Annotated in this window: 11 protein-coding genes; 9 read left to right on the top strand and 2 right to left on the bottom strand. The window is 37.9% G+C overall.

All coding sequences use genetic code 11. The features are described from left to right. Nucleotides 1-61 precede the first annotated feature (61 nt). The 7 genes from ABXG98_RS05955 (at nt 62) to ABXG98_RS05985 (ending at nt 10,809) form a co-directional block, all read left to right on the top strand. Complete coding sequence (locus ABXG98_RS05955) at nt 62-580, top strand: terminase small subunit (RefSeq protein WP_353537779.1); 519 nt, start codon at nt 62-64, stop codon at nt 578-580. Between the two features lie 148 nt (nt 581-728). Beyond that, nucleotides 729-1,661 carry a restriction endonuclease gene (locus tag ABXG98_RS05960; protein ID WP_353537780.1) on the top strand — a complete coding sequence of 311 codons (933 nt, stop codon included), beginning with the start codon at nt 729-731 and terminating at the stop codon, nt 1,659-1,661. 43 nt (nt 1,662-1,704) lie between these two features. Further along, a complete protein-coding gene (locus ABXG98_RS05965) occupies nt 1,705-3,783 on the top strand; it encodes a type I restriction-modification system subunit M (protein ID WP_353537781.1) in 2,079 nt (692 codons plus the stop codon). Continuing rightward, the gene (locus tag ABXG98_RS05970; protein WP_353537782.1) at nt 3,783-5,090 is read left to right on the top strand and encodes a restriction endonuclease subunit S; all 1,308 of its coding nucleotides are present in this window, start codon (nt 3,783-3,785) and stop codon (nt 5,088-5,090) included. The genes ABXG98_RS05965 and ABXG98_RS05970 overlap by 1 nt, the downstream gene beginning before the upstream one ends. A gap of 82 nt (nt 5,091-5,172) precedes the next feature. Next, nucleotides 5,173-8,388 carry a type I restriction endonuclease subunit R gene (locus ABXG98_RS05975; RefSeq protein ID WP_353537783.1) on the top strand — a complete coding sequence of 1,072 codons (3,216 nt, stop codon included), beginning with the start codon at nt 5,173-5,175 and terminating at the stop codon, nt 8,386-8,388. An 11-nt stretch (nt 8,389-8,399) separates the two neighbouring features. Next, nucleotides 8,400-9,947 carry an AAA family ATPase gene (locus tag ABXG98_RS05980; RefSeq protein ID WP_353537784.1) on the top strand — a complete coding sequence of 516 codons (1,548 nt, stop codon included), beginning with the start codon at nt 8,400-8,402 and terminating at the stop codon, nt 9,945-9,947. A 1-nt stretch (nt 9,948) separates the two neighbouring features. Next, on the top strand, nt 9,949-10,809 hold the full coding sequence (locus ABXG98_RS05985; protein ID WP_353537785.1) for an HNH endonuclease: 861 nt from the start codon (nt 9,949-9,951) through the stop codon (nt 10,807-10,809). A 242-nt stretch (nt 10,810-11,051) separates the two neighbouring features. Here ABXG98_RS05985 and ABXG98_RS05990 read toward each other — a convergent pair whose 3' ends face one another. After that, the gene (locus tag ABXG98_RS05990; RefSeq protein ID WP_353537786.1) at nt 11,052-11,951 is read right to left on the bottom strand and encodes a TIGR01777 family oxidoreductase; all 900 of its coding nucleotides are present in this window, start codon (nt 11,949-11,951) and stop codon (nt 11,052-11,054) included. A gap of 174 nt (nt 11,952-12,125) precedes the next feature. Here ABXG98_RS05990 and ABXG98_RS05995 point away from each other — a divergent pair, with 174 nt between their 5' ends. Together ABXG98_RS05995 and ABXG98_RS06000 are read left to right on the top strand one after the other, a co-directional pair. After that, nucleotides 12,126-13,088, top strand: a complete 963-nt coding sequence (locus tag ABXG98_RS05995; protein ID WP_353537787.1) for a fasciclin domain-containing protein — start codon at nt 12,126-12,128, stop codon at nt 13,086-13,088. Between the two features lie 299 nt (nt 13,089-13,387). After that, nucleotides 13,388-15,874, top strand: a complete 2,487-nt coding sequence (locus ABXG98_RS06000; protein WP_353537788.1) for a bifunctional diguanylate cyclase/phosphodiesterase — start codon at nt 13,388-13,390, stop codon at nt 15,872-15,874. Between the two features lie 2 nt (nt 15,875-15,876). Here the strand turns inward: ABXG98_RS06000 and ABXG98_RS06005 are convergent, their stop codons facing one another. Further along, nucleotides 15,877-18,798: a TonB-dependent receptor plug domain-containing protein gene (locus ABXG98_RS06005; protein ID WP_353537789.1), complete on the bottom strand. Its 2,922-nt coding sequence runs from the start codon at nt 18,796-18,798 to the stop codon at nt 15,877-15,879. Nucleotides 18,799-18,803 lie beyond the last annotated feature (5 nt).

An 18,803-nucleotide genomic window follows, 5' to 3' on the forward strand; every position in this document is an offset into this window, starting at 1 on the left:
AGCGTGTCTTAGCTCTTTGGTACAGGTGGTATAGCAATACTTTATATCTTTGGTGGTAACAATGCCGGTAAAAAAATTAACAATAAAACAAGATATGTTTGTGAAGGAATATCTAAAAGACTTAAATGGAACACAAGCAGCGATTAGAGCCGGTTATAGTAAAAAAACAGCTAACCGAATTGCTAATCAAAACTTGTCAAAACCTGACATTAGATCAGCGATTGAAATAGCTAAACAAGAGCGGACCGAAAGAACTAAAATAGACGCGGATTATGTGTTAATCCAAATACAAGAATACTTAGATCATTGTTTTGGTCGTAAACTAATTAAGAAAACTGTTAATGTAGAAGGTGAGTATCAAACTATTGAAATTGGAGAATTTAATCCAACAGGAATCGGTAAAGCATTAGAATTATTGGGGAAGCATGTTGCAGTTCAAGCATTTAAAGAAAAACAAGAACTTTATACAACGGTCAATGGAGTAATTAATGCTAAAGTAACTGAAATGAAGCCAGAAGAGAGGTTAGCAAGAATTAAGGAATTACAAAAAAAAATGGGTTATGACAATGGTGTAAAGTGATATTTTTATTACTAAATTGTAGTATTTTTATTGATTTTACAATATTCTCCCAATACGCATTGTGGCACGACAACTGAATTAAATCATAAGGTTTAAAATAAGTAACTCTTGCCGGTTTTGAAACACGGAAAGTGAAAAAGGACTAGAAATGATCCCCAATTACCAGCAATTCATGCGCCCTTTTCTTGAAATAGCGAATGCAGCTAATAATTCACCTGAAAAAAATAGCGAAGTAAAACTTCGTGATGTCATCAATCAGCTCGCTGATAAGTTTAATCTTACAGAAAACGAGCGTGAAGAAACGCTACCTAGTGGTAAACAAAGAATTATTGATAACCGTGTTGGTTGGGCGCGTACTTACCTTTCTAAAGCAGGGTTATTAGATATTACTAAACGTGCGCATTTTGTTATTACCGAGCGTGGAATAAAAGCCCTTCAAGATAATGATGCTGTTATCGATAATAAATATCTAAAGCAGTTTGATGAGTTTATTGCATTTAAAGACCAAAAAAATGTAACGACTAAAAATGATGTTGAAGATAATGACGAAGTTGACGACATAACTCCTGATGAAGCACTTCGCTTGGCTTATAAACAAATCAATGATTCGTTAGCCCTAGACATTCTAGAACGCACTCGCAAAGTCACTCCCGCCTTCTTTGAAGATCTCCTAATCGAACTTCTTGTAGCCATGGGATATGGTGGTACTGGCGAAGGAGCCGCACATGCACTAGGTAAAACAGGTGATAACGGCATTGATGGTGTTATAGATCAAGACCCTTTAGGCGTAGATCAGATATACATACAAGCTAAACGTTATGCCCAAGGTAACAATGTCGGTGCTGTTGATATTCGTGACTTCTTTGGTGCATTAAACCTGAAAAAAGCACAAAAAGGCATTTTCATTACAACATCTGAGTTTACATCATCGGCCATCGAGACCGCACAAAACTTAGGCACTCGCATTGTACTTATAAATGGTACTGAATTAGCAAAACTCATGCTGCGATATAACATCGGTAGCAGAGACGAACAGGTATTGCACCTGAAGAAAATAGATGAAGACTTCTTTGAAATATAAGTTGAAATATACATTGATAAATAAGCTAGAGAATTAAATAAACATGAACCAACAAGAAATCAAACAATTAGAAACTGAACTTTGGGATAGTGCTAATTCTCTCCGTGCAAATTCAAAGCTTACTGCCGCTGAATATAAAGATCCTGTGCTTGGCTTAATCCTACTGCGTTATGCGCAAAACCGATATGACCAAGCAAAAGGCCAAATTGAAGCGAGTATTCCTGATGGCCCTCGTGGTAAACGTGCGCCAACTAAGGAAGACTTCCTAGCGGCTGGTGCAATGATGTTACCAGAAGCGTCACAGTTTGATTACCTAGCAGACCTGCCAGAATCAGAATCATTAGATGAAGCCATTAACAATGCGATGAAGCTAATTGAAGAGGCTTATCCTGACTTATTGGGCGTATTACCTAAAAACTATCAAGAGTTTGATGCAGACTTACTACGCGAGTTAATTCGTGTTTTTAATAAAGACTCAGTGAAAAAAATAAAAGGCGATATTTTCGGTCGCATTTACGAGTTCTTCTTAATGAAATTCTCAATGGATGGTGCCGGTGCGCAAGAAGGCGGAGAATTCTTCACGCCACCTTCACTCGTTCAACTTATCGTAAATATGATCAAACCCGATCACGGTATTATTCATGATCCTGCTTGTGGTTCAGGCGGTATGTTTGTACAAACAGGTCATTTTATTGAAGAACAAAACAAAGGTGTTTCTATAAACACCAAAGTTAAATGTTATGGCTCTGAGCTAAAGTCGAACAACACCCGTTTAGCAAAAATGAACTTAGCTATTCATGGTATTGAAGGTAAAGTATCTGAAACCAACAGCTTCTATTCTGACCCTCATGCCCTTGTTGGTCAATGTGATTTTGTAATGGCTAATCCGCCATTTAACGTGAAAAAAGTCGATAAGAAAAAAGATTATGTTAAAACCGATGTTCGTCTATTCAAAGATGTAGGTATACCTAAAGCTGATAACGGCAACTACTTGTGGATACAGTATTTTTATCATTACCTAAATGATCAAGGCCGTGCGGGTTTTGTAATGGCAAGCTCTGCCACCGATGCAGGAAATACCGAAAAAGCTATTCGCCAAAAACTGGTAGAAACAGGTGCGGTTGATTGTATTGTGTCGGTAGGTAATAACTTCTTCTATACCCGCTCTTTACCTTGTCATGTCTGGTTTTTAGACAAAGGTAAAACGGATAAAAACAAAGACAAAATCTTAATGATAGATGCTCGTAATACCTTCCGAGTTGTCACCAACACCATTAATGATTATTCACCTGGGCAGTTAACTAATTTTAACGCCCTTATGGAATCGTACCGAGGTGATGAGACCGCGATAGCCTCTGCTCAAACCATTCATAATCAAGAAGCTATTTCATTGGGTAAAGACATCGCAAATGAAATCAACCAACTGCGTAATGAATGCAAAACGATTTTAGCAGCGCCAAATGCTGATGATTATAAAGGTGACAAACCTAACCTTGATTTCAGCTCAATTGCAGCAGAATTAAACGAGCAACCTAGTGTTGCTGATGACAGCGATTTTGATACCTGCCAAACATGGAATGAGCGCTTCAACCTACCCGTTGAAAAGCTATTTTCTTTGATTGAGCAATACCAAGCACAGTCTGAAAAAGCATTAGTTGAATGTAAAGAAGAAGCCAAAGCGATTAAAGAAAGCCCTTCTATTACGCCTGAAGACAAAGCGACAAAAGACCAAGCAAATAAAAAGAACAAGCAGCTTAAAAAGCAACTCGATGCGAATAGCCGCTTACTTAAATCACTAAGCGCTGCATTAAACGATCATAAAGAACTTCTTAAACAAGAATTAGCTGATTACAAACAACGTATCAAAGACTGGTCATCATTAAGAGAAAACTTCCCTAACGACCAATACCAAGATATAGAAGGTTTATGCAAAATTGTTAGCCGTGATGAAGTTGAAGAGAACGATTACAGCTTAACGCCAGGAAGGTATGTTGGCTACCAATTACAGATAGATAAAGACTTTGATTATAAAGCCAGAATAGCCGAGGTACATGAAGAGCTGTCGAAGCTAAATGAATCATCTAATAAGCTGTTATCTCAAATTTCCGAGGTGAGATACTAATGAGTGAGTGGATATCTACTGAGCTTGGAACCATATGTGATGAGTATGGGGGAGTGATACAAACTGGCCCATTTGGCTCACAACTTCACCAACATGATTATGTTGCTGAAGGTACTCCAGTGATCATGCCAAAAGACATTAAGGGTGGAAAAATCGAGCTTGCTGAGATCGCTCGAATTGACGATATCAACGTAAAAAGGCTTTCAAAGCATAAAGTTCAAGTTGGTGATATTGTTATTCCTCGAAGAGGCGAAATTTCAAAGTGTACCCTTATAACCGAAGAGCAAACAGGGTTTATATGTGGTACAGGGTGTTTAAAAATTACACCTCCCAAAAAGGTGCTAGACCCAACTTATTTTAGATATTATTTAAGTCGTTCAGACACCATTGAATGGTTAATTAATAACGCTGTTGGTGCAACTATGCTTAACCTTAGTGGTGGCATACTAAAACGTCTTCCAGTTGTGGTACCTCCACTAAAAGAGCAAAAAGTACTGGCTGCAATTTTATCGAGTTACGACGACCTTATCGAAAACAACCTAAAACGCATTAAGTTATTAGAAGAGATGGCGCAAATCACTTTCGAAGAGTGGTTTATTCGCATGAAATTCCCCGGCCATGAAACAGCTGTTTTTGATAAAGAAACAGGTCTACCTGAAGGTTGGGTCAAACGACCAATAAGCGATTTTTGTGAAAAGATAACTGATGGAACACATGATAGTCCTAAGCAAGTTGAGCAAGGAGTTCCTTTAATCACGGGTAAGCATATAGAAAACGGGTTTATAAATTTTGAAAGTGCTTATTTAATTAGTTACGAAGATCACGAGCAAATCAAAAAAAGAAGCGGTTTATCAGAATGGGATATATTGTTTTCCAATATAGGAACTTTAGGGAACACTGGTGTCGTAACTGAAGACTTTGAATATAGCTGTAAAAATGTTGTTATTTTTAAGAGAAAGCATGGCTTTGAATATTTTTTGTATAGCTATTTATCTAATGAACATACAGTGAATAAACTAGATAGTATGTCGTCAGGTGTTGCTCAGAAATTTTACAGCTTGAAATTCATTAGAGCTCTCGAAGAAACTCTTCCAAGTGATGACCTAATTAAAGAATTCAACACGTTAGCGGAACCAATCTATGCAGCTAAATTCAAATTAAATAATCAGATTAAGTTACTCAAAGAAGCCAGAGACATCCTTCTTCCAAGATTATTGACTGGCATGATTGATATCGAACAAGTGGAATTGCCAGAAGCCATGTTAAATCGGTTGGAAGAGCAAGAAGATAAAATTGCAACAGCCTAATTGGTAAAAACAAAGAAAAAATAACAAGCGCTCTAGTTTAAATAGAGAAGTTAATAAAGCGTATTGAATGGAGTATCAATAAATGAGTTATGATTATTCTGAAGATGGTTTAGTAGAAGCCGCCAGTGAAGAGGTGTTGCTCGACCTGCAATGGCAGGTTAAAACCGCTTGGCATAACGAAACCCTATCGAGCCAAGACGACCGTAGTGATGGTTTGCTTGGGCGTGCTAATAAATCAGAAGTCATACTCATTCGCTACCTCAAACAAGCGCTGGTTAAGTTAAACCCCAAACTACCTGATATGGCATATCAAAACGCCATTGACCAAATCACCCAAGTCGAAGCTGATAAAAGCCTAGGTGCAATTAATAAAGCCAAACATGAGCTATTAACTAAAGGTGTGCAAGTTAGTTATCAAGACAATAAAGGTAAACTGCAAAAGAAACGTCTTAAAGTATTCAACTTTAACGAGCCAACCAAAAATCACTTTCTCGCAGTTAGGCAGTTTGAAGTAGTGGGTAAGCTTTATAACCGCCGCCCTGATATTGTTGGCTTTGTTAACGGTATTCCGCTGGTGTTTTTTGAGCTTAAAGCCCACCACACAGATTTGCGAAACGCTTATGAAGATAACCTAAGCGATTATAAAGATACTATTGAAGAAGTGCTGCATAGCAATGCCTTTATCATTTTAAGTAATGGTACTGACTCTCGCGTAGGTACAGTAACTAGCCCATATAAATTCTTTCTTGAATGGAAGCGTATTGAAGAAAACGACAAAGGAGAAGTTAGCCTAGACACCATTTTACGTGGTACTTGTGAAAAGCATCGGTTACTCGATTTATTTGAAAACTTTTTGCTGTTCGATGGTGAAGGCGATGACGTTGTAAAAATCATGGCAAAAAACCACCAATTTATTGGTGTAAATAAAGTGGTCAACAAAGCCAAAAACATTAATGACTTAAAAGGTAAGCTGGGCGTTTTCTGGCATACCCAAGGCTCTGGTAAATCATACTCTATGGTATTTATTTGCCAAAAAATATTACGTAAGTTTGGTAAAAGCTACACCTTCTTAATTGTGGTTGATCGTACCGAATTAGAAAATCAGCTTTATGATACCTTTACTGGTTGTGGCGCACTAACCGAAGAAAATATGCGAGCTAAATCACGAACCCATTTACGTGAATTGCTCAGTGAAAATCATCGTTATGTGTTTACGCTGATCCATAAGTTCGCTATTGATAAGAAAAAAGAAACTGAATATCCGCTGATAACCGAAAGAGATAACATCATTGTTATTTCAGATGAAGCACACCGAACGCAAGGCGGTACATACGCACAAAACATGCGTTTTAAAGCCATCCCTAATGCATCTTTCCTTGGTTGTACTGGCACGCCTTTAATTGCTGATGAAGTTGAATTGACTAAAAAAATATTCGGTGGTTATGTTTCAGTTTATGACTTCAAACGAGCCATGGATGATGGTGCAACCCTGCCACTTCGTTATTTAAATCGTGGTGAAAAGCTCGATATAGAAAACCCAGACTTAGACGAACGCATGGCTGAAATCATCAATAATGAAGATTTAGATACTGACCAAATAGCTAAGCTGAGACGAGAGTTTGCTAGAGATTACCCAATTCTTACTTCAGATGATCGTCTTGATAAAATAGCTAAAGATTTAGTTTGGCACTTTAATGACCGTGGTTATCAAGGTAAAGCGATGTTTGTAGCCCTTGATAAACCAACTGCTGTTCGTATGTATGAATTAGTGATGGGTTATTGGCCTGAGTATATTAAAGAATTAAAACAGCGCATTGAAGATGCAATCGATCAGCAAGAAGAGCTCACCATTAAGAAACATTTAACTCGTGTTGAAGAAACCGAAGTTTGTGTTGTAGTAAGTAGTGAGCAAAACGAAGTTAAGAAATTTAAAGCGCTTGATTTAGATATCGAAACTCATCGCAAGAAAATGGTGGAACGCGACCTTGAAACTGAATTTAAAGACGAAGAAAATCCGTTCCGCTTAGCTATAGTGTGTGCCATGTGGATCACTGGCTTTGATGCCCCCTGTGTATCAACCGTTTACTTAGATAAGCCTATCCAAGGTCATACGTTGATGCAAACCATTGCTCGTGCCAACCGAGTATATGATGATGAAAAGGAAAATGGCTTAATTGTTGATTACGGCAATGTGTATACCCAATTAGAAAAAGCCTATTCAGTTTACGGTGAAGGCGGTAAACCTACTTCACCTGGCGGTAAAGGCAATGGTGGCGAAGAAAAGCCAACCAACCCAGTTGAAAAACTAGAAGAAATGGCTGAAGAACTTAATGCAGCGATTCTTGCTGTTGCTAACTTTTTATCTGAAGTTGACTTTAACCTTGATGACCTTGTTAACGCTAAAACCGCTATGGAGCGTTTAACTTCATTGGGCAAAGCAGCAAATGCTGTAAGCTTAAATGAAACCACCCGAACTCAATTTGAAGTAGCTGCTCGTGAGGTAATGCGTAAATACAAAGCGCTATACCCTGAAGAGATTGTGAAGCAATTTATTCCTCGTTATAACGCGGTTGAAGCCATTTATAGCCAACTTAATCAAAAAACAAAATCTGCGGACATTTCATCGGTAATGCGCAAGCTTCAACAAGAAGTCAGCATGAGTGTCAGTACGTTAAAGAATGAAGTTCGTGAAGATGATTATGTTGATTTAGGTAATTTAGACTTTGATCGCCTTAGAAAAGCCTTTGCTAAATCTGAGCAAAAGAATGCCGTTGTTTTTGATCTTCAAGAAGCGATTGAAAAGCAGCTTGAAAGAATGGTGCGTGAGAACCCCATTCGCCTTGAATTTTATGAAAAATACAAAGAAATTATTGCCGAATATAATGCAGGTAAAGACATTCAAGCTGTTCAAAAAGCATTTGATGACTTAAATGACTTTATGAAAAATGACTTAAGCCCTGAGCAAGAACGAGCTATGCGTGAGGGTTTAGATGAAGAAACCTTAGCAATTTACGACCTTCTTAAAAAGCCAACGTTAAAACCAGCTGATGAAAAAGAAGTTAAAAAAGTAGCAAAAGAAACCTTAGCAAAGCTTAAAGCAGAAAAGCTGAAAGTTGACCGATGGCGTGAAAGCACACAAGTTAGTTCACAAGTTAAAACCATGATCAAAGATAGCCTAGAGTGGTTGCCACAAGCCCCTTACCCTGATGCTGAATTAGCTGATTTAAACCTTGTTGTTTATCAGCATGTTTATGCGAATTATCAAGGCGCTGGTAATAGTACTTATGGATCATTTTAGAGAATTAGAAAATGGAATTAACGTTTAAAATAATAAAGCACAAAGCTTATCCCCCGCAAACCGGTAAACTGACTGCTTACTTGTGTGAAGGTAATTGGGATGACTATGATTTTAAAACTACATTTTCGCTGGTTGTTTTTGATGAACATGGTAACCGACATAGTATTGGAAATATTAAAGTTGGAATTGTCGGTTGTAAAAAAGGCTGGATTTCTGAACAGATAAGTAATGACCCTTTTGCACACTTTAATGATAATGCATTTAGTCTAGGGCAAGGTGATGAATACTACAAAAATATTAGAAGCCTACTGAGTGAAGAACTTGGTAATCAAATATTAGAAAAACTCAATGATGTAGCATATTCTCGCAATAGTTTTGATATAGCCTTTGATGAACCTGTTTTTAAAACATCGCTATTACGCTCAGTGAGCACTTCAGTCATTCACGGACAGTTCTCTAAAATAATTAAAGGTGAAGCACCATTATCTGAGTTCGATTTCTCATATAAAAAAGTGCAAACAGAGAAAAGTGCCCAAATAGATATAAGTTTTAAAGTAACTCCTGGCTCCTTGCCTTCTAGCAATATACACGTTCTGATTGGTCGGAATGGCGTTGGCAAGACAACTTTACTAAACAACATTGTTAAAACAGTTATTGATGATTCAGCCGCTAAAGAAGAAGTTGGCGTGATGCTCTGTAAACAAAATCCCTGGCAAGAAATAAGACTTCCTAAAGATTATTTCAGTAGTATATCTTCTGTTTCTTTCAGCGCATTTGACCCATTTATTCCACCAAAAAACAGACCAGATAGAAGCTTAGGAACTTGCTATTTTTACATAGGTTTAAAGAAAAATGATGATGCAAACTCAAAAAAACTGAAAGGTGATGAAGCGATAAGAAACGACTTCGTTGATAGCTTATTAGTTTGTTTCGGTTTACAGACCAAGAAAAAACGATGGCTACGAGCGATTAAAACGCTAGAATCTGATATTAACTTTGCAGAAATGAACCTCACCCGTTTAGGTGGTTTAGAAAAAGCCGGTGAAGTAAAAAAATCAGCGTTAAAGTTAGTTCGTCTGATGAGTTCAGGGCATACTATCGTTTTGCTTACCTTAACAAAACTTATTGAAACAATAGAAGAAAAAACTCTGGTATTGATTGATGAACCCGAGAGTCATCTGCACCCTCCATTACTTTCAGCATTTACAAGAGCTCTATCTGACTTACTAGTAGACCGAAATGCTGTTGCTATTATTGCTACCCACTCCCCTGTAATACTACAAGAAGTACCTAAAAACTGCGTCTGGAAATTAGAAAGAACGCGAAATGAAGGTGTTTCTTTTCGCCCTGAAAATGAAACTTTTGGTGAAAATGTCGGTGTTTTAACTCGTGAGGTATTTGGTTTAGAAGTCACTAAATCAGGTTTTCATGCATTGTTAATGGAGTCAGTTAAAGCAGGTAAAAGTTTTGACGAAATCGTAGACCTATACAAAGGACAAATAGGGTTTGAAGGTCAGGCAATTCTCAGAGCGTTAATTGCAAATAGAGAGGTCGATTAATATGCGAGCTATTCCGCATCCTCAACTTACTTTTACTGATGTATTAAATACCTGTGTTGGTAGTATTAGCTGTCAAACACAGACACAGAATATTAATGCTATCAACCCTCAACTAAATAATTCAGTTCAAGACTTTGATACGAAAGCGGCTACTGCTGACTTATTTCAAATACAAACCTTTACCGGTAATGATGACGCAGTAGTAACAGGTCAAGTAACCAAAGGTCAGCTTAAGGGGCTTTATACATTTCAAATGGTCCCTGCTAGAAAGCCTGCGAGGCAGTATTATGATCAAATTATGATGCAAGCACCTTTGCGAATTTGTCCCTTTTGCGGGTTTGGACAAGTTGATACTTTAGATCACTACTTACCCAAAGCAAAATTTCCATTGTTATCTATTCACCCTAATAACCTAGTTCCTAGTTGTACCCCTTGCAATAAAGGTAAAAATGCAGGAATAGCAACATCGAAGAATGAACAATGTTTACACCCATACTTTGACCAAGGTCACTTTATAAATGAACAATGGTTGTTTGCAGAAGTCATTCAGACAACTCCTGCAACTATCAGGTATTTTGTGCGAGCACCAGGTCATTGGAATGCTTCTGATCAGGCTAGAGTAAATAGTCACTTTGATGACTTTAAGCTAGCTAAACGCTTCTGTATTCAAGCTGGAGATGAAATATCTAACTTACGGGGTGAGTTAGATATAGATTTTCAAATAAGTCAGCAAGCAGGTGTAGAACAAGCTCTATTAAAAAAACATGCAGGTGCATCGCTACAACATACAAACAGTTGGAAAACAGCAATGTATCAAGCACTAGCAAGTAGTAACTGGTATTGCAGTGGAGGTTTCAAATAGACTGCTATTGCCATCAATATGGTTACAGAAGTGGTTACATAATTTATGATTAGGTATTTAATTAGGATGTATCCTTTTGAATTAAAATGGTTTAATTATGTCGTCTATGTTCAGATTGCTAATATAGAATAGTTACCTACTAAGTACCTAATTGTTCTGCATCACTATCAAAGCCTCGATAATCGAGGCTTTTTTGTTTTATCGTGTTCAAGTTGTTTAGTACATCCCAAAGAACATTAGTTTTAGCCTGGAAACAAGTTGTCCATGGCAGTGCTAATATCTTTGTATTCAAACACAAAGCCACTCTTTAACAATTTTTCTGGATATACATTCTGCCCAAAGAGCAAAAGGTCAGACATTTCACCTAATAGTACTTTGAGCATAAAACTTGGTACGGTGGCAAAGCATGGTCGATTTAATGTATTAGCGAGTACTTTGCTAAAGTCTTGGTTAGAAACTGCTTGCTCGGCAGTCATATTGATCGGGCCGTGCAGCTCTTGATGTGCAATGATATGTAGAATAGCGCGCACCATATCGTGGATATGAATCCAAGACATCATTTGATTACCACGCCCTATTTTACCTCCAAGTCCGAGTTTAAACGGTGTTAGCATTTTAGCTAGCGCTCCCTTGTCCTTTGCTAAAACAATTCCTGTTCTTAATAGAGCTACACGGGTTTGGCAGCTAGATGCGCTGGTGGCTATATTTTCCCACTTTTCACAAACATTGTGAGTAAACTCAGGATGAAAATCAGAAAAGCTTTCTGTGATTGGAGTATTATCTTGTCGCCCATATATTCCGATGGCACTTCCTGAGATAAATAAGTGAGGTGGATTTTTTGCAAGTTGAATATTTTCTGCAAGTTGTTTGGTTAGTTGCCATCGACTTTGACAAATTCGATCTTTTTGTTTTGCTGACCAGCGCTTATCTGCAATAGGCTCGCCAGCAAGGTTAATCACCACATCACAGCTTTCAATATCGTCTAGCGATAAGTGGGTTATAAACTCGACAGTATTAGGTAACGTGCTTTTTGCATGAGCAATATTTCTGGTTACCACCTTAATTTCTGCGTTTTGTTGTAACAATATTTTGATTAAAGCTTGCCCTATAAATCCTGTTCCACCAGTAATTAAAATCTTCATAACTGCCTCTTTTTTCAACTCAATACTGTTATTACGTAAATAGTATGGTTTAGATCATTGATAAAAAATTATATTTTTTCATTTTTTTATGATCTTTTTTTTGTAGAGCCGCGTAATTCTATTCGTGAGTGGCAAAAATAATTTAATCAAATGTATTAATTAGAGGGTAGCAAAGTGAAATATTTAAAAGTACTTAGTGTGGCATTTTTAAGCATGTCTTTACTTCAAGCATGTAATGATGATGATAATCATATTGAACAAACAGAGGTTGTAGAGCCTGCAGTAATGTCATTAGTAGAAGTGGCTGTTGATAACGGTAACTTCACTACATTGGCCGCTGCACTTCAAACTACGGGGCTTGATACTGTACTGGCTGATCTAGACAGTGAATACACTGTGTTTGCTCCAACCGATGCTGCGTTTGCAAAGTTACCAGCGGGTACTTTAGAAAGTTTAACAACGGAGCAGTTATCTGACATCCTTCTATATCATGTTGTTCCTGGCAAGGTATTGGCAGAAAGCGCCATAGAAGTTGCACAATCGATGGAAAATAAAGTTGAAACTGCAGCTGGGGCAGATATTGCACTGTCATTTGTCGATTCAATGCTATTTATCAATGGTGCTAAGGTAAGTACTGCTGATGTAATGGCCAGTAATGGAGTCATTCATGTGGTAGATACAGTGATTTTACCTCCCGCAACTGTTGATGCTTCGAACCAAACTATTGTTGAAGTTGCATTAGCTGATCCTGATAATTTCTCAACCTTAGTAGATGCGCTACTAGCAGCCGATTTAGTGACAACACTCGCTGACGAAACTGCCACCTTTACCGTATTTGCTCCTACAAATGATGCATTTGCTAAAATTGATCCTGACGCTTTAGCAGATTTGTTAGCTGATAGTGAAGCGCTAACAAACGTATTGTTAACACATGTGGTTAGCGGTGCTGCGCTTAGCTCATTAGATGCCTATGCTGCCAACGGACAAACAATTACCACAGCTTCGGGTACTGATGTTGCAGTGAGTATTGATCCTGATAGTGGCATGTTAATGATTGGTGATGCTATGGTGACTATTGCAGATATTAATACGAGCAATGGCACTATCCATGTGATTGATACAGTTATTTTAAAATAATTCAAAGTTCCTTCCTCGCTTGATGGTTCAGCCCCTACACAGGGGCTTTTTTTAACTTGTATAATGAGAACGATTTTGAGCGCTAACAGAGGAAATTAATACTATGCAATTAACAACCGCATAAGCAAAATTTCCATAACAATGATCAATATAGTATGATGAATTTTTTTTAAGCAACTACACTATAAAGTGTACAGTGTCTAATTGATTTAATTTATAACACATATTTAGCATACGCTTAGGGTCTTATATGGACTCCCCGTGAATGTCAAAAAGCGCCATTACAAGTGAGTTAGTTCATGCCAATAGTTCATGATAAAAAACTACTACAACTAATTAAAGTTATCCCGCCTGTTACTGTGATAGCGTTTGCTATGTTATCGATGTTTGTGGTGCTAAATCATAATAAAACCCTTCATGCAGGCGATATGCTCAGCCTTAAAAAAAGTTTTATTGCCTCTGAAAAAGAGATGATTAAAACCCAAGTTAACCAAGTTATTCAACAAATCACCTTTGAAAAAAACAACACAGAAGCAATACTCAAAAGTAATATTAAAAACTATATATATCAAGCGCATAACATCGCCACTAATATATATAATAATAATAAAGGTAAAACAGAACAAGAAGTTACCGCTTTAATTACAGATGCATTGCGCAATATTCGTTTTAACAATGGACGAGGATACTTCTTTATCTATAAAACAGACGGGCTCAGTGTTATGCACCCGGTATTGCCACAAATGGAAGGCACTTCAAAAATTAATTTTCAAGACCGTCGTGGAAATTATATTGTTCGAGATTTAGGGCAACTGGCCAAAGACAATGGCGAGGCTTTTTATCATTGGTGGTTTGTTAAGCCGAATAATAAACAGCAAGAATTTGAAAAAATCGGCTTTGGTAAACATTTTGCTCCTTATGACTGGTTTATTGGCACCGGAGAGTATGTGGTTGATGTCGAAAATGATATTAAAAAACGCCTGATAGAGCGAATTTCAAACATTAAATACGGTCAAAATGGATTTATTTTCTTGTTAGATTATCAAGGTAATATAATTTCTCATGTGAGAAAAAACTTTCAAGGAACTAACTTAAATAACAATAGCGATAACAATGTTGTAGAAGTTGGTAATCGTATTATTGATGTTGCTAAACAAGGCGGCGGCTACCTAGACTATCTTAGCCCTATCATGCCAAGTACAGGACAACCAGCTGAAAAAGTAAGCTTCATTCAGAGTTTTTCTCAGTGGGAGTGGATCATTGGTACAGGTTTTTATAAGCAAGAAGCAGATAAATACCTGGCCGAACGAGAAAAAATTGTTGCTCAACAAAACAAAAGCCAGTTTCTAAATTTATTGGGCTTAAGCTCTATTGTGACCTTATTCTTTGTCGCTTTATCACTGCTCTTAACAAAATATTTGTCTAATCGATTTTCTCACTATGAAACCCAAATAAATTCAGACTTTGAAGAATTAAATAAGGTCAAGCTACAGTTACAGTACCAAGCTTTACATGACACTTTAACTAAGTTACCCAACAGAGTATTACTTGATGACAATATTCTACAAGGCATAAAGCTGTCGAAGGAAAGTAATAAGCGTCTGGCGGTGATGTTTGTTGATTTAGATGACTTTAAAAAAATTAATGATCTACATGGTCACTCTGTCGGTGATAAGTTACTGGAAGCGTTAGGAAAAGGATTCACTAAAATATTAAATGGATATGATAGTGTTGCTCGCTTTGGGGGGGATGAATTCATTTTTTGCTTTCCAATGATTAGTGATTTGCACCAAGCACAAGAAAAAATTGAAATGATTCAGCAAATATTTAATCAAGAATTTATCATTCAGGGTAAATCAATTTTTTCTAGCTGTAGTATAGGCGTAGCCATGTACCCTGATGATGCCGTTAATGCTGAGGATCTTATTAGTAAAGCGGATATTGTTCTGTATAAATCTAAATCACTACAAAAAGGGCGTTCTTTATTTTTTAATGATGCTATTAATAAGCAAGTACAACGAGACTTCTTGATTGAGTCTGAATTGCGAATGGCTATTGCTGAAAATGAATTAAGTGTTTTTTACCAACCGCAAATATGTGTTGAAACGGGTGCTCTTAAAGGGGTTGAAGCTTTGGCTCGTTGGAATAATAAAGCACTTGGTGCAGTCTCACCAGATGAGTTTATCCATTTAGCCGAAGAAATAGGGATTATTTCTGAAATTGGTGACTTTGTTATCACAACGGCTCTTAACGATATACATGCGTTCAATCGTGTGCACAAACAGGCATTACAGTTGTCTCTGAATATTTCACCAAAACAATTAATGGCGGCAAATTTTGCTGTAAACATACTCAATACCATTACCCAAAGTGGCTTTTCCCCTGATTTGGTTATGCTCGAAATTACCGAAAATGTGCTAATTTCTGATTTAACTAAGGTGACTCCTGTGCTTAATCAGATACGTGATTATGGTATTCAATTATCCCTTGACGATTTTGGTACAGGTTATTCTTCATTGAGTTATTTAGGAAACCTACCGATAAATGAAATAAAAGTTGATCGCTCTTTTATCAATAAATTGTTAGTAAATAAACAAAGTGAGTCCTTGGTTAAAACCATTATTGCTATCGGACAGTTTTATGATTTAGCGATTGTCGCTGAAGGTGTTGAAACTAAAGAACAATATGAACGATTAGCGCTATATAATTGTGATTTGATTCAGGGGTATTACTTTGACAGACCCTTGCCATTGACAAAGCTTATAGAGAAATATCAAACAAGCTGAGACTAAAAATTCCAAGCCATGCGCAAGTAATAATAACCGCCGTTGAAACCAGACGGGGCATTTAACGGATAAATAGCACCCAAAAATCCAGAGCTACGCCCTTGGCTATATTCATCAGGGTAGACGTCAAAGATATTTTTAGCACCTAGGGCAATCATTAAGTTATCGGTCATATCGTAAGATACTTCAAAATCAGTGACAACCACGGGGTCAACTTTTTCAATTAGTGATACATCGTTAAACTGCGCATTATAAAATGAGCCATAATAATTCATGCGAACCATAGTATTAAATGCGGCTTGTGAGTGCGTATAACTGAGTACAGCTCTGACTTTGGGTACGCCTTCTTCCCGTTCCTTACGGACATTAAAATTTGCAATAGGGCTCTTGGGATTAGTCACTGCTAGCTTAGTGTCGGTATAGTTAAAAGCTAATGTGACTAGGTTATTGCCACCACCAAATGCAAAGGGGGTACTTGCAACTAAATCAATACCTTGGGTTGTTGAGTTAAAATCGTTAGCATAATATTGAATATTAACCACATTTGAATCTACCCCTGAGGCGATTAACAAAGGTGTATCGTTTTCACTTATTTCACTTTCAAATAATGATAATCGGTCGTCTATACCAATATGAAAATAATCTAAAGTGATGTTAACTGGCCCTACTTCAGATAATACCCCTAAGCTAAAGCTAGTTGCAGTTTCAGGCTTAAGCTCGCCGCCAGAGCGAGCCGTTGCAATGGGACTTAAAGCACTCACTAATTGGGATATCTGTTGCACAACCACATCATTTACAATGGAATTAGTGTTAGATATGCGTTGCAGTGTTGATTGCCCTACGGTGGGCGCTCTAAATCCGGTGCTGAGGGTTGAACGTAATGCGACTTCATTGGTTATTTGTGCGCGTGCTGACAGCTTGCCATTAAAGGTATTGCCAATGTTTTCTATATCTTCATATCTCATCGCAAATGACATTGACAGAGTGTCAGTAATGTCGCCTTCAATATCTAAATAAACCGCGTTTGATGTTCGATCGTTTGTCGCAGCGGCTTCAGGAGAGAAGCCGGGGAAGCCATTTGCGCCAATAGCTTCACCATGATTCGAAAAAGGGCCTGCTTCATAAGAAGCCTTGTCACCGGCTATAACTTGATATTGTTCAAAATAGTTTTGATAGCCAAATGCAATGTTTAATTCTGATTCAAGACCAAGATCGAGAGGATATGTGAAATCAGCATTGATGATGCGCTCTGTTTGTATTTGTGAGCCTAGTTCAAAATCATTAGGAGAGCTTTCTCCTAATGAGGCATTAACACTATTATGCAGTTCATAATCAAGACGATTACTGCCAATTATCATGCTAATATCGTAACTTAATTCAGCGTTGGAGTTATCGAATACACCTCTTATGCCAGTAGCCATACTGGCATCGGTAACTTTGCCACCGAACCTTGGGGTAAAGCCGCCGGGAAATTGTTCATTAAAGGCATAACAATTGTCGTTTGCTGCAACCGCTGCTAGTGCTTTGGCATCACCAATCCCGCCTGGGATTGTTGGTATGGGGCAATTACCGCTGTTATTATCGGTTGTATCAAAAAATAAACGAGTACCATCATTAGGGTTTGTAAAGACACTCGCACGAGTATTTGGGTTGCGATAAAAAAAGCTGCCGTCTACCTTACGCTGTGCCCAATTGCCAAAGAGGTAGAGTTGCGAATAGTTGCTGTTATTGCCAATATCCATTTCGATATTGCCAAACAGCTTAATATTGTCACTTATGTTAGGAGCCCCCCAAATCACAACAGGGTCTTGAATATCTTCTTCATTAATACCGCTTGCAATTAAACTTTCAACCGCAGGATCTTGAATACCGCGCGATGTTGCATCACTTTGAGAAAGCTCGAAGGACACATTGCCTGAGCCGACCTCGCCAATATTGGTGCCCAACATCCCCGATAATTCAAATTTAGCACCATCTCCTGGGTAATGCTGACCAGAGCGCATTTCAATGCGGTTTATTTTAGCACTGTTTTCTAGCCTAAAGTTAATCACCCCAGCGATAGCATCTGAGCCATATTGTGCGGCTGCACCATCACGTAACACCTCAACACTCTTTAGCGCAATTCTGGGGATTGGCTCCAAATCGACCCCATGGGCACCTACGTTTAATCCTGAAACGTATTCGTAAATAACGCCGCTGCGATGACGTCGTTTACCATTTACAAGTATTAGCATACTATCGGTGGGTAATCCTCTAAGACTCGCAGGACGAACTATGGTTGCCGCATCGTTAATCGCTTCTTGGCTTGAATTATATGAAGGAATAACATTGGAGAGTGTCGCGATCATATCGTTATTACCACGGGCGGTAAGATCTTGCTTATTAATGACATCTAAAGGGGCTAAGGCATTACTTGGTGAACGATTTACCCGTCGTGAGCCGGTAATAACAAAACGTTCAGCTTCAATAGGTACTTTAGTTTTTTTAGCGGTAATGTCAGTGGAATCATTGTGGTTAGATTTACCTGCTGCATCGCTAATCGATGGGCTACTTTTTTTGTTAATTCGGGCGATATAACGCGCATAGTTATCTAATTGAGCAGACACAGCAATAACCCGCTTTTGGGTGGCTACCGCACGCATTGGTGTATTGAGCAGAATTTTTGCCAAAGCCTCTTCAAGAGAGTAGCGGCCAAACATTGGATTGGTCACTACCACAATAGCATCATCAAAGGGATAAAGCAGAGAATATCCAGATATGTCGGCCAATTTATTTAAGGCCGCTGGGGCATTCATTGCCGGTAACTCAAAGTGAAATCGTTCAGTAGCTTCGCATACTAAGGAGTTACCTAACAAGAGTAAGCAAAACACTAGATGAAACTTAATGACTTTCCCTGTTTTTTGTTTTAATAGGCGGTCAAACACTTAAT

This window comes from Colwellia sp. KU-HH00111 (assembly GCF_040362745.1).
Lineage (GTDB): Bacteria > Pseudomonadota > Gammaproteobacteria > Enterobacterales > Alteromonadaceae > Colwellia.

Coding starts and splice junctions, on each gene's coding strand:
- ABXG98_RS05975 (WP_353537783.1), top strand. CDS start 5,173: ATGAGTTATGATTATTCTGAAGATGGTTTAGTAGAAGCCGCCAGTGAA.
- ABXG98_RS05955 (WP_353537779.1), top strand. CDS start 62: ATGCCGGTAAAAAAATTAACAATAAAACAAGATATGTTTGTGAAGGAA.
- ABXG98_RS05970 (WP_353537782.1), top strand. CDS start 3,783: ATGAGTGAGTGGATATCTACTGAGCTTGGAACCATATGTGATGAGTAT.
- ABXG98_RS05965 (WP_353537781.1), top strand. CDS start 1,705: ATGAACCAACAAGAAATCAAACAATTAGAAACTGAACTTTGGGATAGT.
- ABXG98_RS06000 (WP_353537788.1), top strand. CDS start 13,388: ATGCCAATAGTTCATGATAAAAAACTACTACAACTAATTAAAGTTATC.
- ABXG98_RS05980 (WP_353537784.1), top strand. CDS start 8,400: ATGGAATTAACGTTTAAAATAATAAAGCACAAAGCTTATCCCCCGCAA.
- ABXG98_RS05990 (WP_353537786.1), bottom strand. CDS start 11,951: ATGAAGATTTTAATTACTGGTGGAACAGGATTTATAGGGCAAGCTTTA.
- ABXG98_RS05960 (WP_353537780.1), top strand. CDS start 729: ATGATCCCCAATTACCAGCAATTCATGCGCCCTTTTCTTGAAATAGCG.
- ABXG98_RS05985 (WP_353537785.1), top strand. CDS start 9,949: ATGCGAGCTATTCCGCATCCTCAACTTACTTTTACTGATGTATTAAAT.